Below are 22,902 nucleotides of genomic sequence, written 5' to 3'. Positions count from 1 at the left end.
CTTGCGGAAGCGCCAACTTCGCAATGTATCGTTTAGCAATAAGAAAGGGTTAGAAAGAGGTACCTGATCTAACTACGTGGACGAGGCCAATGATTTGCAAACCACCTCAGGAACAAAATCACCTCTTGCTTCAGGGGGTGTCGAACCATAAAGATCACCATCAGCCAAACCAGAGGAAGAATTGCAGCGACGGCCCAGAATGTATTAGGAACGCCCTTGGAAACAAAATCGCCGTTGTTAAAGATCAACCAGGCCGCGCCCCAGCAAAGAGCCGTAACCGCGAGATTGGGGAGCCACGACCTTGCCATTCTTAGAGGCTGGAGGCCGACAAATCGGGTTAAAAGCCAGGTCGTCAACACCAGATCAACTAAGCCGGCAACTGTGAAAACGCCCGCTACCGCCATGAGCCCTGAAGGGAAAGCCAATGCAATGCCAGAGATATAGAAGGCGAACATTCCGCCCTCTTTAAGAACCATTAGTTTTTCTTTCCCCTTTGCCACTAGCAGGTCGCTGGAGAACCAATGTACCGAGCGAAACATAGCCCAGTATGCGATGAGTGTCGCGTAAGGGGCAGCGGCGTCCCACTGATCTCCGAAAAACAGCCGGATCGCTGGCAAGCTGACAACACTAGCAACGGCAAGAATAGGCCAGATGATGCCGCCTAGCAGCACAGTTGCAGCAATGTACGCATCATTGACATTGTCTCCAGAACGCTGAACCTGTGAGAGGTACGGCAGGACAACTGGCTTCACGCCCATCATCAGAGTCTGCGATACGAACTCTATAAACCCCAGCCCCCGCGAAAAGAGCCCGACCTGCGTTGTAGTCCCCATTTTCCCTATGATCATGTCCGGCGCAGTGACCACCCCCCGGCGGAAAAATCCAGCCAGCGAATTGTAAATTCCAAATCTTGCGATCGGCCCAAGATTCTTAAAGTTAGGCGTCCAAGGCATTCCTTGAGGTCGAAAAAAGAAAATCAGGAAAAACTCAGCGATGACGGCCAACGTGTAGCCCCACGCTAATGCATAAAAGCTGTAGCCCAGCATGATGAAGCCAATCGTAGAGGTCAGATTGATTAGTGATGTGCAAATCCGGACGATAAATAGCTGGCGAAATTGGAAATCTCGAGTTAGCAATGCGGTTGGAATGCTGATAGCAGGTGCGAGGAAAAAACTAATGGAGAGAATCCGAAAAATAACCTTAATGGGCTCGAGTTCATAGAATGCAGCGATTGCAGGGGCTGCGGTCCATATTCCAAGACCCATACCCCAGGAGATCAAGATAGTTAGACCGGTCGCAGACCTGATTTTTGCATGCGTCAGTTCATTCTCTCTAACCAGATACATGCCCGCGCCCAGCAGGCGAAACTCGCTCATCACCATAACTATCGCACTGGCAATCGCGAAAGTACCTATCTCATCCGGGGTGAGCAATCGTGCCACAACCATAGCGGACACAAGGCCAACTATCATGGCGCTGTAGCGCGTTGCGAAAGAAAAGAGAACTGCCTGGCGGACGTTCGACATTGATCGCCTCAGGATTCCAGGATATGCAAATAGAGATTTTGATACTGCTCTGCCATACGAGACACGGTAAAGCGCTCATGAAAGCGGTCTTTGCTGTTCCGCGATAACCGTTTTCTCAACTCATGATCGGTACACAGTGTTTCCATCGCTTTGGCAAACCCTTTCTCGTCATCGTTTTCTGCCAACAGACCGGTCACACCATCAATGACAATCTCCGGGTTTCCTCCAACCCGCGTTACCACGGATGGAATCCCGAGACTCATGGCCTCAAGCAAGGTCATAGACGTCCCTTCAGTGAAAGAAGACAACAAGAAACCATCCATCGCTCCCAGATAACTGATGGGTTGTTCTAGGTAACCGGTGAACAGAATTCTGTCGGCAAATCCGGTCGTTGCTGCCTGCTCGACCAGACGTTGTCGTTCAGGCCCGTCGCCAACAATTAACAGATAGGAGTCTGGGCAATGTTCGATCGATCGCACGAACGCGCGAATCATCATGCTTTGATTTTTTACCGAATCTAGGCGGGAAACGGTGCCCCAAAGAAAGGAACATTCCGGAATACCTAGCTTGGCCCGAACCTCTGTTTCCTGTTCCATGTCACGGACCAATCCCTCAATGCCGTTGTAAATGACACCAATTTTACGAGCTGGAAAAAACTCGAAACGTGACAGCGCATCTTTAGTAGCCGAGGAAATTGCTACGATCGCTGGAGTAACCATCGCAAGCAGCCAATTCACAAGTGCCGCCTTGTAACGATAGCGATCCGGATGAAATCGTCCATGCTCGGTTAAAACAACACGCGCACCAGTGCCCAATGCAGCAATCCTTCCGTAGACAAACGGTGTATACTGATGACAGTGCAGTACATCGAATTTCCCCTCCCGAATGCGGTCGCGGATTTTACGGACAAGTTCGAAATCAAAACCAGGGGATCGACTGACGGAATGTACGTTAACCCCCTCTCTTTGCAGCGACTGTCCAATTGGCCCAACGCTACCGTCAATGCATAAGATCGAATTGGCGAATTCCGATTTCGGCATTTGCCTCACCAATTGACGTATTACCTGCTCTGTGCCACCAAACCCCATGTTGAATGTTATGTGCAAAACGTGAATTGGGGATCTCGAACCTTCCATAGTAAACCTTGAATTATCAGTGGCTTCCGCGACGTCGAACTCTATAAACACAAATAATCGGGAAAAGGATTAGCACTACTGGCAATAGCCACTTCAGAAAGTAGCTCACTTTCTCAAAAAGATAACGTTGGGTCATAAAATGATACGTATCGTCGAAGACTAGGTACTTCTGGTCGTAGGCCTCGAATAAGTAGGCAACTTCTCGCTCGCTATAACCAGCCGCAAGGTACCGTTCTCTAACCTGGTCTGTGTCCCGTTCCAGATTCTGTAGCGACGTGCCCAGCGACACGCCAAAGTCTGGGTCCATTAGCGCGCGAATACCATCTTCAGTCTCGTATTCGACAATTACATGCCCGTCAAACGAAACGATCTCGTTCGGAACATTGAAGCGATCCATTACCGAAGACAGTGCCGTAGAGGCGTCCCCGCAAATCCCAATACCTCGCTTGATGCTCCTACGGTAGTCTGCATAGTGATAACGATTAAACTGCGGGAGATCTGCGAACCGGCCAATTGCCCAAAGAAAGTAGTTTTCCCAGAATGGAACCAACTGACGGTATTCTCTCGGGTCTACTCTTTCCCAATCAACATGAATCAGGCTACGATTGATTATCATATTGGCATGCTCTGCGAGCTCTCTCCGACCATCTAGATATTCAAGCTCCTCAATTTTCTCGAGGCTCTTGGAATAACTCCACACCTCTTCAGGGATGAATCTCAATTGGTCACGGTCCGTTACCCCAAGACCGGGCTTTCGCAGACTCTGAGTCAACCCGAAAATATTGGCGCCAAGGAGGATGCTTCCAGTCAGCAAGCTAACAAGCAGTGCCGCCGTGACACAATACACCCATATTTTCGGATAATTTTTTTTTGCACGCATGTCTAAAACACATTCTCCCCGCCCTGTCCATAGGCCTGCCACCAAAGCTCAAAGTTCAGCATGCTCCACAGCTCTTGGCTAAGATGACTCTCTCCCTGTAAATGGCGTTGCCAGATAGATCTCACTACATCCATGTCGAAAAAGTGTGCCAAACCAGCTTCATCATTGTAAAAAGCGGCATCTGCGAGGGTGCGGATCTCGCTGCGAAGCCAATCTGCAAGTGGCACTGAAAAGCCCATCTTCTTCCGATAAAGAATCTCTTTTGACAGGAGCCGGGAAAAGGTACTTTTGAGTACGCGCTTCTTTTCGTTGCCTCTCATTTTCAATGCGGATGGAATACCAGCAGCATACTCAACTACGCGATAATCAAGCAGCGGTGCGCGTGTTTCAAGAGAATTTGCCATGCTCATCCTGTCAACTTTTACAAGGATATCGCCAGGGAGATAAGTCTTGATATCCGTGTACAGAATACGCGACAGGTGGTCTTCCGCACCGGCATTTCGATAATGATGCCTGGTGATATCCGCCGGATCATAACCTTCGGTATCGCGCCGAAAATCATCCCGCACGACTTCGTTCCATAAGGAGCGCCGAAAAAAACTGTTGGTTATGGCAAAGGCTTCGTCTGGGTCCAAGGCAAGGGTGCCGAGTAAAGACTGAGCCTTTCTCGCAATGGGTACGTTCAGCAATCCGGCAAGTTGAGCCAAACGGGGAAATAAACCGTGTCGGATAGGACCGGGAAAAAGGGCCCGCAACCGGTTTTCGACATAATCTGTGTAATATTTACTATAACCAGCAAAGTTTTCGTCACCACCGTCACCAGCAAGCGCTACCGTAACTTTCTGTCGAGCGAGTTGCGAGACGAAAAAGGTTGGGACAAACGAGGGGTCCGCGAACGGTTCATCAAAAAAACGGGCAATGCTGGCCAGGTTACCTGCTACATTTTCCCGTACCGTAAACTCGTGGTGATCCGTCTGGAACTGCTCGGCTACCTGACGTGCATATTTCACTTCGTCAAATCGCTCGGAATCAAAACCGATAGAGCAAGTTGTTACTGGCCGATCAGACAACCCTGCCATCAATCCAACAATAGCGCTTGAATCAACTCCACCACTGAGAAAGGCTCCCAGAGGAACATCACTGACCATGCGAAGTCTAACTGAATCTTCAATCAGGCAATAAAGATCATCTTCTATCTCGGACAAGGTTTTGCCAGTAACCCGAGAAAAAGAAACATCCCAGTATTTGTGTTGCTCCATCCGGACCCCGTCAGTGATGAGCCAGTGGCCGGGTGGCAACTTGTGAATGTTCTTATAAATGGTCTTGGGATCCGGAACATATTGATAGGCAAAAAAATCCTTAACTGCATCAGGGCGAACTGTTCGTGCTATGAAGGGAAGCTTTAAGAGCGCTTTCAGCTCCGAAGCAAATGCAAAACGCCCCGCTTCCTCGTAATAATATAGAGGCTTCTTCCCGAGCCGGTCTCGAGCCAAAAAAACCTGTTTAGCCTCTGTATCCCAGATCGCAAATGCGAACATTCCATTGAGTTCGTCCAGACATCTGTAGCCTTTTTGCTCAAACAGTGCGAGCAAAACCTCGGTATCAGTGCCCGTCCTGAAAATATAGCCATCGGCCTCAAGGTTCTTCCTGAGCGAGCGGTAGTTATATATTTCTCCATTGAACGAAATAAAGTAACGTCCGCTCGGGGACCTCATAGGCTGTTTACCAGACTCACTTAGATCCAAAATGCTAAGTCTGCGATGGGTCAGTCCCACATTATCGTCCAGGAAATGTCCACTGGCGTCTGGGCCGCGGTGCACAATGGCCAACCCCATCGCCTCCAGCCATTGCCTGTGGGCATCCCTGTTAGGGGTTGATTCTGTCCTTAAAAAGCCCGCTAGCCCGCACATACTTAACCTACCTCTCGGCTTTCGGCGTTAGCGAGACCTTTGTCATTCAGTACTTGATCGAATAGCTTTTCATACTCATCAGCCATTCGTGCTGCCGAGTACTTTGCTTCAATTTTTTGTCGACCAGCAGCTCCCAGTTTCTCAGCCAAATTTGGATCATTGAGAACTTTTCGACATTGCTGCGTTAAATTATCGATATCACCATGCGGCGCCAAAAAGCCGGTTTTCCCATGTTCTACTAACTGATCAACCCCCGGTATATCATATGCAACAACCGGTACACGAAGGGCCAATGCTTCCATAAGGCACCGGGGAATGCCCTCCAGCGATGAGGTCATAACGAAGAGGTCAAACTGGACAAGTCGTTCGAGGCGATCAGTCCGAAATCCCATGAACTGAATAGCCCGACCACTCGGAAGGGAAGCTGCGATTTGTTCAAGTTCCTCACGCTGACTTCCATCGCCTAATAGCTCAAGACGTAAACTGGGATCATCTTGATAAAGCTTATCGAATACCTTCAGTAAGTCCGTAAGCCCCTTGCGGGGTATCATCTGACCGATAAACCCGATGGTTCGCGTTACTACGGAATCGGTCTGTGGTGAAGGTATTGATGCAGTCACCCGATCGATATCAGAAATGTCTACGCCATTCCTTATGAAGTGAGTCTTTTTCGCTGGGACTCTGAAACGCCCCATATCCTCTACCAGTTCCTCAGACAACGGCGCGATAGCGTCGAACTTTCTGAGTACATAGATACCGAACCTGGTGAACAGAGCGAGCTTAAATCCGGCATTGCAAGGGAAGCCATGAGGCGTGCTTACACACCGAATTCCTGTTCTTTTGGCGGCCAGCCAGCCAAGAATATCTGATTTATAACCATGCGTATGGATAACATCGATTTTACGTTCACGGATAATCTTGGCCAGCCTTGAGACCACCCTGGTGTCGAAGCGCCCTTTCATTGGGAGGTAATGAACTTCACCAGCATGCTTGGGGAAGTATTCGGCCACAGAGAGGTCTTGCGCGCCCCCTTCCTCAGTCACCGCAAGATCACATAACATCCGACCGGGATCGGCGTTGTTGGCAAGGGCGATTATCCATCGTTCAGCACCATAAAAACCTGCAGGTGTAATGAACTGAAGCACACGAATGGGCATCATATTACTTTTGCCTTCCTGACATTATTTCGCATTCCTTTGTGGCTGGGGTCCACTAATTGTGCGCTGCTTTCTTTCTGTTGGAGGTAATAGACGTTAACGGCAGCGGCAATCAATAGTAGCATCCAATAGAGAATCTCGGCTCGAAACTGGTTTATGAAAGTCCCCGCTACCAGGTAACTGATGAGGGCGCACTCAAGCGCCAATATCTTGAAGTAGCGAGCATTGTTGCCATCAGCCAAAACCTTTTGTTTTGTCTTTTGCGTTATCCGATAGAGCGATATCAATGCAGCGATGAAAAACAAAAAGCCAATGGGCCCAACCTCAGACAGTCCCTGAAACCAAAGCGAGTGGACACTTCGATTCGCCACACCTCCTCGAGTTTCATCGTCCATATAGATTGATGCCAGTTGATTGTACCCCTGAATCCCCATTCCCATCGGGTGGTCCTCAAGCATATCGAACGTTGTGAGCCAAAACGTAACCCTTCCAGCCCCACTTTCTTTGGATTCGAGGTCTTGCAGTGTCTGCATACGTTCCCAGAATTGCGCATCAGTCACATACAGCGCCCCACCAAGACCCATGACTGCAATAATTACAGCCATGCCTCGCTGCCCTTTTCGCCGATACTTGGAAAACATCATGTACAAAAGGTACAAACCTGATCCAACGACCACGCCCAGGAACGAGCCTCGACTGTTTATCAGCACAAGGCCATTGGCAATCAGAGCACCGCAGGCGACACACAACAACTTTACCTTCCAGTTCCCCATCCAGGCGTAGTACATGAGCAAGGCACCTGCAGGCACAAGCGCAGCTGCAACTCCATTCGCATCAGGCGAATCTGCCATCCCGATTCCTTCCACACGATCACCGGAATTACGTCCTGTGATGGTCGCCAGATATCCTATGTAGGTAGATCCAATGATGTATGCCCAGATGGAAGCATCAAGAACTCGTTCGGTGTGGAGCAGCTTATAGGCCACCATGATGATAACCACCATCTTCACGTAGTAGATGGTGAACTGATCGTGAGCGTTCGGGTTTAGGGCCCAGGAATAGGCAACAAAATACGTAATGACTAGAGCAATCAGCCACTTGAACATTGGCTGACGACTCCATGGACTGATCGCGGTGAGTCTTTTATAGCTTAAACCGCACATTGCAAGCATCAGTAATGCAGCAATGAGCGAATAACTAATGCCCGGGATGAAGGCTGACCACCAACGATGGTCGGGGTTTAGAAAATACACCAGTTGGTAGAGTATAAATGCCGCCGAACCACTGTAGAAAAGTGTAACGGCAATCCCACCAAAAAAAATAAGAAGGAACAAAAGCGCAAACATGGACATCAGCGCTGCTCCTGATGTGACCGGGCACTGTTCCAGGTAACCTGGGTTTCACCACGTAGCGCGCGGAAGGTTCCCCGCACGGCATACAGGTTAACCATCACAAAATAGTAGGGAACAGAAATCCATACAGCCAAGTGTTGCTTTTCCTGGGTACAATGCCCAGCAAACGCAAGTAACAAAATAGCCGCACTTGCCATACTCACCAACTGGAAAAAGTGGAACCCACCGATAGCGAGTATTGCGCTACCAATTATACTTGCCGCGAAAAAGAGGGGAATGATCCAGCGCAGCAATTTATGAGAGACGACCAACAGTGAAAAGACGCCGGTTCGAAAAGGGTTCATCACCGAGCGAACCCGGAACAGCCCCCGTATACTTCGATTGACGATGCGCTCTTTCCTGGCGACTTCTCTATCAAAATCTCCCGCCGTTTCTTCGAAACATCGCGCCTCACTATCAAAGATTCCTCGGTAACCCTTGGACACTATTTGAAGAGGGTTAACAAAGTCATTGATATCCTGTCTCTGTAGGGGCTCCCAAAGCTCTGAACGGATCGCGTATATCGCTCCATCGCCTCCAACGACTGAGTGAAGCCGGGACTCCATGGCCTTTATTGCAAGCTCATATCGCCAGTAGAGGTTTTCATTCTGGGCGCTTGCTCCCTGATCGCTATCGGTGTAAAGGGCCGCGCCCACTGCATAGCCTACCTCAGGGTCTGCGAAATTCCGTACAAGTTTGGCGATAGCGTCGGAGGCGTATATTGCGTTGGCGTCACTAAAAACCGTAATTTCAGATTCAACCTCAGCCATAGCAAGATTGAGTCCCATAGTCTTGCCTAACCGACCTTCCTGTCGGATCAGAGTAACTCCGCCACCCGAGAATTCTCTAACCAACTCATCCGTTCCGTCATCGGAACCATCAGAAACCACAACGACCGTTAGTAAGTCTTTCGGATAGTCAAGCTCGAGCGAGTTTTTCAGTTTCTCTCGGATCACTGCCACTTCGTTGTAACAAGAAATAACCAGGGTTACGGAAGGAAAAGCCTCTTTGCGAGTATGGGTAATGGTCGGTTTGCCAAAGGTGAGAATCCATAGCAGCGCTGGATACCCAGCGTAGACATAAACCGGTAGGGAGAGGCAGAGGATTGTAAGTGCAAGTACGAAAGTCATAGTGTTATGTAACGTCTCAGTTTGGGACCGATCCAGTTTGCCACCGCCAGAGGCAAGCGCCGCCAAATTCCCTCCAAAACCGGCCTCAAGCGCGAAACAGGACCTTGCTGTCCCGCCCTTTCAGATTCACTCTTTACGCTTTCTTCAATTTGCCACCGTGTCCAGACAAGCTCGTAAGGTTTAGCACCCCATTGTTTTTTGAATCTGTAGGTTCCCTCGCCAAGAGTAGACCTGCCATAGTCAAAAGAAGTGCAGCCGTGTTCACATACATAGCCAAGCAGCGCCCAGTAAAGGAGCATGTTTGGCGCGAGGCGGTTGTACTTTTCAAGTGTAGAGGCCCACGGAATACAGGCCTTCTTGCCTGTCATGAGGACAATCCCCGCACCTACTGGCTGATCATTCAGGAAAACCAATCCTACAAGCATCTGATCACCATATGCCTGTTTCAGTTCACGGAACCAATCTCGGCTGTGTACCGGCGAACCGAGCCGTCGCATATTCCAGGCGAAAACATCATAGAAATACTCAACAGCAGCAAAGTCCTTGCGTACCTCGGAGGTAAGGCCGTTTTTTTCTGCCTTGCGTATCTGGCTCCGTAACTTTGGTTTGAAGCTCTGGAACAGCGCATTCGCATCATTTGGCAAACTGGAGAGCATACGCACTTTCGGGCTCCCTGAGCCCGATGCCAAATCTAACTCTTCAAGCGCCGCCCCACCTTCGCGGATTTCCAATTCCCGCACTTTGTTGGTAGCAGCAAGCGTGTGCGCCTCAGTCAACAAAAGGTTCCTCACATCCCAGTCATCGGCCAGCGCGCCGGCCAGATCGCAGAATGGTAAAGAAACCAAAGTCGACCGCCCAACTGGTGGTTTTATTTCGATTAACGGCAACACCCCACATAGGTTGCTGCCACGATGTACCGTTACCAGCCAACCTGTATGGCGATAGGCACGCTCTACGGTCGTTAGCCAGCAGCTGTAATGGTAGGGCGTAGCCAACGGATGGTTGGCGACATAAGCGTCGTATTCCTCAACCGGATAAACAGATGCCCGCGAAACTCGAGCTTGCAGTTCACCCATCATAATCGCCACCCGATTCTTTGACCCACCGGTTTCTTGCCCGCCGGGCCACATCCTCTAGCTTTAGCTTAAACCGGGGCCGCTGAAGCGAAATCTGAACAAGGTGACGATGCAACTGCCCAAGGTTCGCTTTATAGCGCTCGTTACCACCCATAAAATCGTAATAGTGGAAGCCATGATGACGATAGTCTTCTATGCAAAGGCTGTGCCCCAAGAGACCAGGTTTCAGCCGGTTATCGGCCTCAACAACCATTCCACCCAGATAGAAATAAACCACTTGGTTGTAGACGAGGTTATAGAAAGATGCGACTTCTTTATCGCCAGCCATTACAGCCACCAAATCCACTCCACCGTCAGGCCACTGAAAACGGATCAACTCGCGGTGAAAACGGACAAAATCCGGATTGGCAAATCCGCTTTGGTCAGGGCCCGCGCCCCATCGCTCCAGGTGCCTTGGCCCAATACGATCGAACATTGCCAAAGCTTCCTCTACCGAATCTGGCCTGACAAGGTTCACCTCTCCTTGTTTTCGATACAGTCGATGGGAGCGTTTAATCTGATAACGGGTATTGCGTGAGAGATTGTCAAGATAATGCGCCCCGGTTCTCCTCAACTCGTTCAGGTCAACACCAAAACACGGCGCCTCCCAGCGGAGGTGTTTATGCAGCCCCGTAACTCGGGCAAAACTATCCGCTTCATCGGCATCAATCGCACCGATTACGAATTCATCCCAATCTGTCATCGAACTGCAAAGATATTCAAGGCAGGCATTTGCAACCGACCTCTCTTTACCATGTTCAGCCAGAAACCCATTGTACTCAATCCAGATCTGATCGAGCAGCTTATGGCCGGTCTGATGCAATCTAAGGCATTGCGATTTCATCACGCCATGCCGCCGCTCCTCTGTCTGCACCACCAAACCAAGCCCCACCAGGCGGGAACCCTCCTCCACCCGCAGTACCCAGGCTCTTGGTTGATATACGTGTAGCCAATGCCCAAGCCACTGCCACGAGAGAAAAACCGTTGGGGAAGCACGGTTCTCCAGATCGAGCCAATCATCACGGAGTCTGGCGCTTTCAGTGACTGACTCTTTTTTAACCGTCAGCAATCCTGCTGTCATGGCTTCCTTCCGTTCGCCTGAGGTCAGCGCTGGGGGCTGGGATGCTTTACCAGAAACGGCCCGATCGCCAGATAATCCAGAGTTCCCTGGAGGAACGCTCTGACCGCATCCTCAGGAGAATCAACAATCGGCTCCTCATGCATATTGAAGCTGGTATTGATAAGACTGGGTATGCCGCTCAGCTTTTCGTATTCCTTCACGATATCGTAGTAACCCGGGTTCACTTCCCGCTTGATCAACTGGGGGCGTGCTGTGCCATCTACGTGGACTGCCGCAGGGCAACTTTCCCGCATGAATTCGGTGCAGTCGAAAGTAATGGTCATGAATTCAGCTGCATGCTCCGCACCTCTGATATTGTGATAGCACTTTTCTCTCGCTTCATAGAGGGTCACCGGCGCAAAGGGCATGAATTCTGTTCGTCCAAGGCGTTTGTTGAGCCACTGATTTACCTCTGGCTCTCTGGCGTGGTACATGATCGAGCGGTTTCCAAGTGCTCGTGGGCCGTATTCCATGCGACCATCGAAGCGGGCAACGACCTCCCCGCCGTGGATCAGGGCTGCCACGTCCGCTGCCAAATCCTGAGGGCGATGATACTCAAGTCCTTCAGACTGTAATGCTCTTTCGATTTCTTGTTCTGAATAGTCAGGGCCCATATAGGCATTCGAGATTGACGGTTTAACCCCGCCCGGCCAGCTGTGATACAAAGCTGCCCCAGTGCCGCACCCTCCGTCACCCATGTTCGGGTACACGAAAATTTGGTTGACGCCTTCAATCTCAAAGATTCTTTGATTCAGTTTTACGTTTGCCGTTACGCCCCCGGAGAGGACAATTGTGCCGATGCCAGTTTTCTTGACCCAGTAACGAATATAGTGGGTCGCCACTTGCTCAAGGACGTACTGGTAAGCAGCTGCAACATCGATTTTCGGAAACTTGGATGCAAGATACCTTGAGAAATAGACGTTATTAGCTTCGTAAATGCGAAAATCACCCGGAGACTGGTCTATGCGTGATAGTAGAACGTCCCCAAGGATCGCAGGATCCCCGTAAGAAGCTAATCCAACAATTTTTCCCTCATGGCGACTGGGTTTAAAGCCAAGACTGGAGGTCACATGCTCATAAAGCGTACCTAAGGAATTGGGGAATGGCAGGCCGTGCAACCGTTGGATTTTGCCATCTCGCCCTTCACTGACAGAACCAGCAAGCCCTGAACCGTACCCATCCAGAGTTACGCACAGAGCGTGGTCAAAACCACTGCAGAGGAAGCTGTTGGCTGCATGGGATAAATGGTGATCCATTCGTTTAATGGGCTTGGTCCATCCCATCTTCGCGAGGCCATCCGTAAGATCCTTCTCCCAATGCTGGAAGGACGCAGTGGCATCCTCTCCCCATTGCCGGGATGACTTTAACGCAGCGTTATTTGAGGCCAGTTTTTGAGCACCAGCCATGCTGTAATAGGAGCTATGAAGGAACCCTTTTTCCATGATCGCGTTGGGGTGTTCCAACCCGTGAATTGGCTCTGATCGGTCCGGAACTCGGGTAAGAGCTTCCTTGATCTGCGGTCCCAGATCTGCCGGGTGGAACTGTTTAATAAAAGCCTTCTCATCTTCGAGATTCTTTGAAAAAAGCTTTTGTTCATTCTCCCAGGTAAGAAATGGGTAACAGATCAGGTCGAAATCTTCTATGGAGAGTCCGGTGTAGGCCAACGCCTTTTCCAGGGCCAGTTTTGGAAAGCCGTCTTGCTGCTTGACTCTGGAGAAACGTTCCTCACCTGCAGCGAAGAGAACATTTCCATCTTCAACAATTGAAACCGTTGAGTCCTTGTCTAACGGGGAAATCCCGAGCACCTTCATGCCATACTCTCCATAAAATCGCGAATGCGGGTCGGCGTAGAAGCCTCACCGCCCAACTCATTGAAAAAGAAGTCAAAGTAACGACGGAAGCTGTCCAGAAATTCCCTCAACTGGGCGTCATCCTGAACATAGTTTGTGTTCCCTGGCACTACACTGGGGCTGTGAAAACTCCACGTAAAAGTCCGAACGCCCTGACTATAGAGCGCTCGGGTCAGTTTAATGTGCTCAGCCGAGCTGAACCCCTCAGGAGAGAGCATTAGCCTGTCCACCGCTCCAAGCCTTGAAAGAATTCCCGGCGCCTTGAATTTCCGGAATACCTGGGCAACTTGAAATAACGGAAGCGCTGCGCCACCAGCCCAGCCTACAAACCCTCCTGTGCACGGCAGTTCAAGGATTGAACAGTCGCTGCCGCCAAACCAAAATGGGCGGGCGTCAAAGCGGCGATAGTCCGGACCTCCGTCAGCCCGGGAGTCGAGGGGAGGACAAACTGATAAATCAATGTTGAACCCGAGCTCTTGCATGATAGTGGCTGTATTAGGCCCAAACCCATAGCGACCTGCCTTGTAGGCAATCGGTGTCAATCCAAAGTTCTCGGTGATCTTGTCACGCAGAATAAGGAGCTTTTCTCGTTCTAGTGCGTATGGGAGATTACCGGGGTAAGTATTTGGCTTGGATAGCTCCTCTTTAAAAGGAGGATTTACCCAAGGATGAAGATGAGCTCCTATCTCGCACTGCCCATTTTCAGCGAATTGCTTCAGCAGACGGTATCCTTCGGGCTGACTGGCTATAGGATAGTCAATCACGTAACAAGGATGGATCCCATACTCGTTGAAAATATTTTGTACGCGATCAATATGGGCCATGGCGGAGACATGGTTTGCCTCAGAGTCTGGCTCAGCACTCCAATCAAACTCTTCCTCAGTATCGATCACAACAATAAGCTTTGGCGGTGAGTCGGCCGGTAGTCCTATATATTTCCTTTTATCAAACATGATTCCGTTCCTGATTTAATCCCGTGCCTTTATCGTGGCTGGCCGACAAGGGAGAATCCCTTCGACAATCGAAAACGAAGCACAAACTGTTCTTCATCGTTTCTCGCGAGTCGACTCCGCAGATAGGCTTGATCGAACTCCACGCTAAAAGAAGTTTCTTCAGCCAACTGACGTATCCAGCTGATATTGAATCGGTGGATCTGGTCAATCACTGTGCCAGCGTCTTCACCGGCATCTCCCTGCCATCGATATGCGAAAGCCAGCCGCTGCAGTGACGTCAACTGATAGCCCAGATCAACCCTTGTAAAGTATTCATGAGTCGTAGCGCCCGTAACCTCCGATTCCAGAATCGCACCTTCCACCGCAAGCCCCAGATTGCAGGCATTGCAAATTCGAGACGTATTGTGCGAGATCAGAACCGAATCACTTACGACAAGATCCCGAATACGAATGGTATCCGGAACGAAATCGATTTCTGGTGGCTGTTCAAGAGACAAGTCGGTTGCACTATCAGACAGTCTTCGGTTGTATTCGACAGAGGTCTGCCAGTCAGCTGCAAGCCAAGTCCTTTGCAAAAAACCGGTAACCGCCTCACTCTCCGTTACCAGGCCATCTGGATATTCGGTGTCTGCCTGACTACCTCCCGCCCCAATGCGGAAGGATCCATTCTCCAGCAAGTTGCTGTAAACGAGCTGAGCCGAATCAATCGTAATGTCGATGTCGTCATCGTTCGACCAACTCCGACTGATGTTGATACCGCCGGAAGACCTTTGACTAAGCCTTCGGGAAAACTCACTAGCAGCAGCGAAAGACTCCAGGTCGTTCAACTCTCCACTTCCAAAGCTTTTACCTGCTTCACCTGAAAATCGAAGAGTTGAGAGATCCCCTGGGAAAAAGCGAATACCCGCCCCCGCATTTAACGTATTCTGCGTATCATAATCCGAGGGGTTTACAACGAATCCCGTGTCATTCCTGACAGAGCTAATCGTATGCCCGAGGTTAAAATCAACTCTGCTGCCAGGATCAAAGTGAGAAAATCGAGATAAACCGACAATTGAGCTGTTTTCCGTCTGTTCACCATTGCCTAAGTCGCGCTCTGTTTCAAACGTCCCACCATATTGAAGCGCCAAGGAGTTGGCGCCACTCTGGAGTTGACCACCAACATTGCCCGATAAACCAAGGCTAGGCTCAGTGTTCGTGTCCGTGCTCGTTCCTTGGTCGATCCGCGTATGTGTCAATGCGGTAAACAAAGACCCAGCCCCTGAAATCTCCGTTACGTTATCGCCCAAATCTTGCGCTGCTGCCGGCAAAGGACACAGGCAAGCTCCGAATAGACCTAAAGCGAACATTGCATTCGATTTCACAGACCTAGGTTCCATTCGCTTACTCCTGAAAAACCACGCCTGAGAATTTATTGGATCCCAGCGCATCTACGGATTCAGCGATCACTTCAGCTGTTACATCGCCAAACGGAACACCAAAAACTATCTGGTCGGCAAATCTTTCCAGGATCCTCGCCTCGGTCGTCTCCTGAAAAGGCGGCGCGTTCAATACGATGCAGCGATCCGGGTAGCGAGATTTCAATTCAGATAGCAACTCACGCATCCGAACAGACGAAAACAGCTCCACGGCGGAAGACACCTGGGTACCTGCGGGGATTACACTCAAACGGGAAACACCGCTTGGGTATAGAATATCTCCGATCGAGAGGGATTTATCTGCGACATAATCGGTGACACCAGCCTCCATCTCGACTGACACCAACTTCGATAGGTCTTGATTGTATGGGTCACAATCCACCAGTAGCGCTGAAGTTTGCGAATCCATCGCAAAAGATGCTGCAAGATTGAACGCTGTTAATACAGAGTTCCCTTTGTTCCCCAGGCTACTAAACATAACCGCAAAGTTTCTATCGCCAGCTCGGTTCCTCAGCTGGATTCGCAACTCCCGGTATGCGTCCATTACCGCCTTATCTGGCATACCGGGATAAATAATCTTCCTTTCGCGTAGTTGGTCGCGACTCCATGGCCTGGGATTTCCAATCAACTCCAGAGATATCGAGGAGTCGTAGACTGTTGGCGGATATTCGCTCTGCTCCATATCCACCTTGACCCAGTTTGGTCTTACCCTGTCTGACCCAGCAAAGGGGCGCTCCGTGCGAAAGTTATCTTCAGGCTTCGCTTCTCCCTCCGATTGCCGTCGGCGCTCACCCTGGCTCTTCAAAAGTGCGTTGTAGAGCTTGTTATCGTCCATCAGTTGCCCCCGAGCCCTGTTAGCTCTGCAATCTTATTGATCAATTGCTCAGGCGTAATCCCCATCACACTAAACACAAGGACTGATAAATACCCCACCATAAAAACCATCAACACAAACAGGATGGCCAGAGTATCCTTCCTGAAGAGACGATCTTTCCACGTGCTCTTATAATGAGGAATAGTCGTGAGGACCGGAATGCTTTCCGGTAGCGCTAACTGCAGCCCTCTCGCAGAACGAAGGCGTTGATCAAACATCACCAGTAGCGTTACCAATCCGAGCACCAACGCACTTCCGAGAAAGGGGCCTGCTAGGCCGACCTGATATAGCTGTAGTCCATCCCAGCGGGTCGGATAGGACGCCGGTTCCTGAATTTTGTAGCTAACACCCTCTCCCTGCACATCCAGGGTCATTGATAACCTAGCCCTTTCTCGGCGCTGCAACATGTCTTCGTAGACACCCCTGGTTACATCGTAGTCCCGGGTGAGTTCTGATAGCTCAGCCTGGTTTTCTGCAACCCGTTGAGAACGCTCAAATGCTTCTTCCAATAGGCGCTGTAGCGATGTAAGCCTATTTTTTCGAACCTCAAGCCGTGTGGAACTCTCCGAAAGCTGAATCTTCAGATTTTCATAAACTGGGTTTTCCATTACTTCAGTGACGCTTCCCTCCCGGCTGTCGTCACTTTGAGTGGAAACCTGGTTTTCCAGATCGGCTATCTGATCCTTAATGCTCACAACATCGGGGTGTTTCTCATGAAAACGCAAGAGAAGGGAGTCCATTTCCTGTCTGAGCGCTGCCAGACGGCGCTCAGCGGAGGATCTGCCGGGATCAACGGTAATTCTGCGTACCGGCTCCTCTCTCTCCAGCTGGGATCGGGTTAACCGAACCTCGGACTCAGTCTGCTGTATTTCGAGCTTAAGGTTCTCAATCTCTCTTCGCAGGTTCTCAATTCGCGCGAGAACGTTACCCTCTGTTCCCTCCTGATTGTCGGATTTGAATTCCTTGAGTCGCTGCTCTGCTTCCTCAAGCTGCCGCTGATAGGACTTGACTTGAGAATCGATGAATTCAAAGGCATTCCGACTTTCCGATTGCTTTTTACTGACTGTGCGCTCCAAAAAACGGTCCAAAACAGAGCTTAAAACCTCAAACGACTGATTTGGATCCCCGCTGGTATACTTGAGCTCCAGGAAATTGCGATTGGAGATCTTCAGGGTTACTTGTTCTCGGAGTCGGGATATGGCTGTGTTACGTATCTGATCAGCCTCCTTCCCGGAAATCAGACCAGAATCAAGGGCGACCTGCTCCAGGAAAGAACGACTCTGAAGCATTTCTCTTGCCTCGTTTATGCGATCTATCTGGGTTACTTCTGCTTGGCCTCTTAACAGCGGTTGCAAAATATTGGATTGGTCGGCGTATAACAAAGCCTCAGATGTGTATTTCTTAGGGGTCACATACCCGAAAGCCAATACTCCAGCCGTGACCACCATAAAAATAATTACGGCGGCAACACGTTTTCTGTACAGCTCAAGCTTAACTGCTCGTAAAACTTCCAGAATGAACTGGATGTCCATTACAGCTCACCTCTGAAAAGCTGCTTGCGGGGTACACTGATAACATCGCCTGGCTGGAGTGCGTGGTTAGTCCGCATGTCACCATCCGTGAGGATGGCATCGAGATCTAATTGAAAACTTTGGTACTCACCCTCAATCTGGCGATGCAACGTAGCCCGACCATCTGCGGCGAAATCAGTCACTCCGCCCGCAATCAGAACGATGTCCAAGACAGTCATCCCGGGCTGGAAAGCAACGGACTGAGGCTGATCTACTTGTCCAGTAATTCTGATGCGGTTCCGGAACTCTTTACTGGCTGGGTTGGTTACCATGATCGTGACCTCAGGGGTTCTGATGTATTCCCCCAGAGCCACGCTGATTTCTGAAGCTAGACCTTCAGGCTGTTTACCCTCTGCTTTCACGTCACCCATGAGCGGCATCGATATAAAACCATCTGGTCGAACCACAATAGTCTGCCCAAGTTCCGGGTTACGCCAGACATGAATCGAGATGGTATCTCCTACACCAATCTGGTAAGGCTCAGATTCCAGTTCGGAAACAGGGGGCATCTCCGTAGAGGAAGGAAGACCGGAGCAACCTCCGAGAATCAGAGCCAGCAAAACGGCCAGTCCGGTCCGAATGTTAGTGCAAGTGCCCATAAATGCTCTCCAAATTCCTGTTGTTTCGTTAGTCATCTCTAGCGCACACCTTTCCCAAGAAGAATCACTTCGACCGTTTGAATCATGATCAGCAGATCCATTACAAAGCTGTGATTCTTCGAGTAATAAAGATCATACTCAAGCTTTCCTCTGGCATCTTCGACCGATGCACCATACGGATATTTAAGCTGGGCCCAACCCATTAATCCAGGCTTTACGTAATGGCGGGTGTCGTAAAAGGGAATCTTTTCTTTCAGTTCAGAGACAAACTCCGGCCGCTCGGGACGAGGACCAACGATGCTCATTTCGCCCTTGATGACATTGTAGATCTGGGGAAGCTCGTCTAGCCGGGTATTTCGGATAAAGGCTCCAACGCGCGTAACCCGATCGTCATTGGCGCTAGCCCACCTGGCCTTGCCGTCCTTTTCAGCATCCTGACGCATACTACGAAACTTGTAGATTCGAAACTCCTTGCCAAGCATCCCCACCCTTTTCTGGCTATATAGGACTGGGCGTCCCGTTTCAAAAAATACTGCTAGCGCTGTCAAAACGATAAACGGCAGCATAACAATGAGAAGTGTCAGACTAATTGAGAGGTCAACCATGCGCTTGGCAAGCGCCCTACTCTTTGAAGCTTTGAACCCTTCAGAGAATACGATCCACGAGGGGTGCACCATATCGAGCTTCGCTTTCTTTAGCTCACGTTCATAAAAATCAAGGCCACTGGTTACGGCAATCCCGCGAAGCTTGCATTCCATCAGTTCAGGAACCGGAAGCCACCCCCCCTCTTTGCGACGTCGCTCCTGTTGCGCAACAACTATTTCAGAAACCTTGTTCTGACGGCAGAACTGATAGAAGTCGTAAGGAGTTGGCAAAATTTTATCTTCTGCAATTGCCCTTGTCGGGCTGTCGGCTATGCACCCAATGATCCGAATGCCCAACGCACGCATATTCCGCTCGTACTCATCCAGCATGGAGGCGGCAAAGTCCCCGGCCCCAAATATGACCACACGCCGAACTACCTGTTCCGAGTCCACGATACGCAGAAATATAAGTCGGAGCGCGATTACCACGAACGACGCCAGCATTACGACTCCGAAGAGGTTTCCGCTTCCAGGATCAGCCGAGGGCATCACTGAATAGAGAACTGTAAGGCCAATTCCACCTACAAAACAGTAAGCCACGAGGGTCCTGAAAAAGAGCGATGTCAGGCTCTCGTGCACCATTGCAAGATAGCCGCCCATCGCAAGTGTGCCGCAACTGAGAATTAGGGCGAACAGAAATCCTGAGACAATATCTGTGCTCATGGGGGCGTGATCTACCCCAAGAAACGAAAGGAAGAGAGTAAAGAGGGAAAAAACTGCAAAGAGAACCGTAAATTCCAGTACTCCCAGTACCAGATACGGCAGATGCAAATAATGTTTTCGGAAACGTATGTACGACACGCTGAACTTCCTTGTCGTCTGTTCGACACTCAGCGACAGACCAACATCAAATTCTGCCGGCAGCGAACAACCCTTGCCGCCGGATCCATTTCCTCTACCACTATTCTGCGCCGAGGACCCCACAATCTCAACTCTATTGTATCTTTATGTAACAATATTTTGCATTCTTTTATATTTCAGTCTGTTTTCTAGGTTTTCAGTAATTGTATTTATCAAGCGGCTGGGTGAGAATCAAAACTGGAGTAAATTGGGAAGGAGTACCCATGGCGAGCCCGGATCCAAAATCACCTCTTCATGCGATGAGTATCGACGTGGAAGATTACTTTCACGTTGCCGCCCTTTCCAATGTTATTCGCCCGGAACAGTGGGATTCTCTGCCCAGCCGAGTTGAGCGAAACACGGAGTTGTTGCTGGAGCTGTTTGAACGTCACGGCGTAAAAGCTACCTTTTTTGTGTTGGGTTGGGTGGCCGAAAGGTTTCCGCAACTGATTCGAAAACTCGCCAGTCACGGCCATGAGATCGCATCACATGGATACAGTCACCAACTGATTTATAATCAATCGGTTGAGACTTTTCGGGAAGAGACGCTGCGCTCGAAAGGTTTGCTCGAAAACATCATTGGCACAGAGGTTTGCGGATATCGAGCCGCAAGCTATTCCATCACTCGAGAGTCGCTTTGGGCTCTGGATATTCTCAGCGAGGCCGGGTTTACTTGGGACTCAAGTATTTTCCCGATCAGGCATGACCGGTACGGCATCCCCGATTCGCCCTCGGCCCCCTATTCTATCGAAACCGCCAGCGGAAATATCATTCGAGAATTCCCGCTCACTACCGCCCACATTATGGGTCTTGCGATACCAGCTGCGGGCGGAGGCTACTTCCGGCAGTTCCCGTACCCTGTTTTCCGCTATCTGTTCCGTAACGCCTCTGGATTTGGAGACCGCCCTCAGATGTTTTACTTGCATCCTTGGGAAATTGATCCAGACCAACCTCGGTACAATAATGCAAGCTGGCTCTCCAGATTCCGTCATTACACGAATCTTGACAAGTGCTATGGACGCCTTGAGCAACTACTGCAGGAGTTCCGGTTTGGGACAGTAAGCGAAAGCTATAATGCCTATGAGCCCGATAAGGCGCTCGTGCGCAGCAATCAAATGATCCGCCTAGCCTAGGCGAAGGACGAGAGCAGACAATGTATCTGGAATTTTTCGGCCTGCACAGACACCCGTTTCGCATTACTCCGGAAGATGACTTCATCTACATGAGTCAGCAGCATTCACGGGCATACGTCTACATGTCATCTGCAATCTGGAGTTCCGAAGGATTTGTCGTCATTAGCGGGGAAATCGGATCGGGAAAAACAACGCTGCTCAAGAAGACCATAAGAAACCTTGAGGGCGACCTTAAACTACTCAACATTTCCTACACCAACCTTGAGTCCAAAGATCTGTTCGGACTGATCTTACGGAAGGCGGGCATCAAAGTTGAGGATGACAGCAAAGTTGCCATGCTTTTCCAGATAACAGACTACCTGGAGCGAATGGCTTCTGAGGGTACCCCTGTGGTCCTCACTATCGATGAAGCTCAGAATTTGACGCGCGAGAACCTCGAAGACATCCGCATGCTTACCGGTATGGAAAGTATGGGAGGCCCCTCCATGCGGGTTATCCTGCTCGGGCAGCCCGAGTTGAAACAGTCTGTAGCAGCGATCCCCCAGCTTTCTCAGAGAGTAAAGCTATTCTTTCATCTGGAAGGTCTTACAGCCGCAGAGACCGCCGAGTACATCGACTATCGCCTGCTGGTATCAGGGCATGGAGGAAACAAACTGTTTGATGATGAGACCGTTCGGGAAATCCATAACCTGAGCAAAGGCATCCCTAGGCTTATTAACAAGCTCTGTGATGGAATGATGATGTGTGCATACTCCGAGGATCGCCCTTTCATCGATCCTTTTGATTTAAAGGGCATTAGGAAGGATTTGCTTGGAGAGGACGCTACCGAAAGTAGTCACAAGACCCCACTTAGAAAACGGAAAGAATCTTCTCTTGCGAGTTCCAGTGTAAGTGGAGCTGGCGAGTGGTCCGGTTCTTCCAAAACTTTGCTTCGCATCGCTGAAGCTCTAGAGAGCATTGATCAACGCCTTTCCCAAATTGTTCCGGAAGAAAAGCACCGCAATAATCATCACTCTTCTGGAGATAACGTGAAGCCGCTATCCCCCGGGCGGAAATAGAGAAGCTTTAGCTTTGCTCCATTCAGCCTCCAGTAGCTGTAGGCATCGCACCTCACCCAAGTCTCCAAAGGCTATGGCTCGGGCGTAGGCTTCTGCGCCGGCCAGCGTTGTGGCCATAGGAACCTTCACGCGTAGTGCGAGCCTCCGGAGTTCGGCTGAAGCAGCAATAGTTGCCCGCCCATCGGTAGTATTAATTATCAGCTGTATGTCGTGATTTTTGATTATATCCAACACGTGTGGCCGACCTTCCTCAATCTTGTTGACCCGCGCTACCGGAATTCCTTGCCCTTGGAGATATAAGGCTGTCCCCTTCGTTGCTACCAATTCAAAACCTAGGTTTACGAACCAACTTGCTACTGTGGCAGCACCAGCCTTGTCTTCGTCCCGAACAGAAAAAAATACCCGTCCTTTCTGCGGTAATACTTCGCCCGCTGCCAATTCAGCCTTGGCAAAGGCCTCATCAAAGCTGCCACCCAGGCCCATGACCTCACCGGTAGACTTCATTTCCGGCCCCAGGATCGGATCTACTGCCGGGAACTTGTTGAACGGGAACACCGACTCTTTTACCGCGTAGTATCGCGGAATGATTTCCTGGGT

Annotated in this window: 18 protein-coding genes and 1 pseudogene; 2 read left to right on the top strand and 17 right to left on the bottom strand. The window is 50.2% G+C overall.

The window, feature by feature from the left end; genetic code table 11:
- Positions 1 to 68: 68 nt before the first annotated feature.
- The 16 genes from ACWJ62_RS16160 to ACWJ62_RS16085 all read right to left on the bottom strand — a co-directional run bounded on the left by ACWJ62_RS16160 (position 69) and on the right by ACWJ62_RS16085 (position 20,075).
- Positions 69 to 1,526: a lipopolysaccharide biosynthesis protein gene (locus ACWJ62_RS16160; protein WP_449287121.1), complete on the bottom strand. Its 1,458-nt coding sequence runs from the start codon at positions 1,524 to 1,526 to the stop codon at positions 69 to 71.
- An 8-nt stretch (positions 1,527 to 1,534) separates the two neighbouring features.
- Positions 1,535 to 2,614 carry a glycosyltransferase gene (locus ACWJ62_RS16155; protein ID WP_449287304.1) on the bottom strand — a complete coding sequence of 360 codons (1,080 nt, stop codon included), beginning with the start codon at positions 2,612 to 2,614 and terminating at the stop codon, positions 1,535 to 1,537.
- A 64-nt stretch (positions 2,615 to 2,678) separates the two neighbouring features.
- A complete protein-coding gene (locus ACWJ62_RS16150) occupies positions 2,679 to 3,542 on the bottom strand; it encodes a hypothetical protein (RefSeq protein ID WP_449287120.1) in 864 nt (287 codons plus the stop codon).
- A gap of 2 nt (positions 3,543 to 3,544) precedes the next feature.
- Positions 3,545 to 5,452 carry an asparagine synthase (glutamine-hydrolyzing) gene (asnB, locus tag ACWJ62_RS16145; protein ID WP_449287119.1) on the bottom strand — a complete coding sequence of 636 codons (1,908 nt, stop codon included), beginning with the start codon at positions 5,450 to 5,452 and terminating at the stop codon, positions 3,545 to 3,547.
- A gap of 2 nt (positions 5,453 to 5,454) precedes the next feature.
- Positions 5,455 to 6,612 carry a glycosyltransferase gene (locus ACWJ62_RS16140; RefSeq protein ID WP_449287118.1) on the bottom strand — a complete coding sequence of 386 codons (1,158 nt, stop codon included), beginning with the start codon at positions 6,610 to 6,612 and terminating at the stop codon, positions 5,455 to 5,457.
- Entirely contained in the window at positions 6,609 to 7,961 is a 1,353-nt protein-coding gene (locus tag ACWJ62_RS16135) for an O-antigen ligase family protein (protein ID WP_449287117.1), read from the bottom strand. Before ACWJ62_RS16135 ends, ACWJ62_RS16140 begins: the two co-directional genes overlap by 4 nt.
- A complete protein-coding gene (locus ACWJ62_RS16130; protein ID WP_449287116.1) occupies positions 7,961 to 9,196 on the bottom strand; it encodes a glycosyltransferase family 2 protein in 1,236 nt (411 codons plus the stop codon). The genes ACWJ62_RS16135 and ACWJ62_RS16130 overlap by 1 nt, the downstream gene beginning before the upstream one ends.
- Positions 9,127 to 10,209, bottom strand: a complete 1,083-nt coding sequence (locus ACWJ62_RS16125; RefSeq protein ID WP_449287115.1) for a FemAB family XrtA/PEP-CTERM system-associated protein — start codon at positions 10,207 to 10,209, stop codon at positions 9,127 to 9,129. The genes ACWJ62_RS16130 and ACWJ62_RS16125 overlap by 70 nt, the downstream gene beginning before the upstream one ends.
- Complete coding sequence (locus ACWJ62_RS16120) at positions 10,199 to 11,326, bottom strand: GNAT family N-acetyltransferase (protein WP_449287114.1); 1,128 nt, start codon at positions 11,324 to 11,326, stop codon at positions 10,199 to 10,201. Before ACWJ62_RS16120 ends, ACWJ62_RS16125 begins: the two co-directional genes overlap by 11 nt.
- A 23-nt stretch (positions 11,327 to 11,349) precedes the next feature.
- Complete coding sequence (locus tag ACWJ62_RS16115) at positions 11,350 to 13,176, bottom strand: carbamoyltransferase family protein (protein WP_449287113.1); 1,827 nt, start codon at positions 13,174 to 13,176, stop codon at positions 11,350 to 11,352.
- Positions 13,173 to 14,168 (bottom strand): polysaccharide deacetylase family protein, encoded by a 996-nt coding sequence (locus tag ACWJ62_RS16110; RefSeq protein ID WP_449287112.1) that lies wholly within the window; start codon positions 14,166 to 14,168, stop codon positions 13,173 to 13,175. Before ACWJ62_RS16110 ends, ACWJ62_RS16115 begins: the two co-directional genes overlap by 4 nt.
- Before the next feature lie 29 nt (positions 14,169 to 14,197).
- Entirely contained in the window at positions 14,198 to 15,547 is a 1,350-nt protein-coding gene (locus tag ACWJ62_RS16105; protein WP_449287111.1) for a hypothetical protein, read from the bottom strand.
- A gap of 4 nt (positions 15,548 to 15,551) precedes the next feature.
- Entirely contained in the window at positions 15,552 to 16,421 is an 870-nt protein-coding gene (locus ACWJ62_RS16100) for a polysaccharide biosynthesis protein (RefSeq protein WP_449287110.1), read from the bottom strand.
- Positions 16,421 to 17,992 (bottom strand): XrtA system polysaccharide chain length determinant, encoded by a 1,572-nt coding sequence (locus tag ACWJ62_RS16095; protein ID WP_449287109.1) that lies wholly within the window; start codon positions 17,990 to 17,992, stop codon positions 16,421 to 16,423. Before ACWJ62_RS16095 ends, ACWJ62_RS16100 begins: the two co-directional genes overlap by 1 nt.
- The gene (locus ACWJ62_RS16090) at positions 17,992 to 18,666 is read right to left on the bottom strand and encodes an XrtA/PEP-CTERM system exopolysaccharide export protein (RefSeq protein WP_449287108.1); all 675 of its coding nucleotides are present in this window, start codon (positions 18,664 to 18,666) and stop codon (positions 17,992 to 17,994) included. Before ACWJ62_RS16090 ends, ACWJ62_RS16095 begins: the two co-directional genes overlap by 1 nt.
- Positions 18,667 to 18,668: 2 nt before the next feature.
- Positions 18,669 to 20,075, bottom strand: a complete 1,407-nt coding sequence (locus ACWJ62_RS16085) for a TIGR03013 family XrtA/PEP-CTERM system glycosyltransferase (protein ID WP_449287107.1) — start codon at positions 20,073 to 20,075, stop codon at positions 18,669 to 18,671.
- A gap of 263 nt (positions 20,076 to 20,338) precedes the next feature.
- Here ACWJ62_RS16085 and ACWJ62_RS16080 point away from each other — a divergent pair, with 263 nt between their 5' ends.
- Together ACWJ62_RS16080 and ACWJ62_RS16075 are read left to right on the top strand one after the other, a co-directional pair.
- Positions 20,339 to 21,247 carry an XrtA system polysaccharide deacetylase gene (locus tag ACWJ62_RS16080; RefSeq protein ID WP_449287106.1) on the top strand — a complete coding sequence of 303 codons (909 nt, stop codon included), beginning with the start codon at positions 20,339 to 20,341 and terminating at the stop codon, positions 21,245 to 21,247.
- A 20-nt stretch (positions 21,248 to 21,267) separates the two neighbouring features.
- Positions 21,268 to 22,305, top strand: a complete 1,038-nt coding sequence (locus tag ACWJ62_RS16075; RefSeq protein WP_449287105.1) for an ExeA family protein — start codon at positions 21,268 to 21,270, stop codon at positions 22,303 to 22,305.
- On the opposite strand, the pseudogene carB reads toward ACWJ62_RS16075, so the two are convergent.
- Positions 22,285 to 22,902, bottom strand: a pseudogene (gene carB / locus ACWJ62_RS16070) (carbamoyl-phosphate synthase large subunit); the annotation flags it as partial. The gene ACWJ62_RS16075 and the pseudogene carB overlap by 21 nt on opposite strands.

This window comes from Marinobacter sp. PE14, from assembly GCF_053566155.1.
The sequence above is the reverse complement of the archived record's forward strand: the minus strand, read 5'-3'. Positions and strand labels throughout refer to the sequence as shown.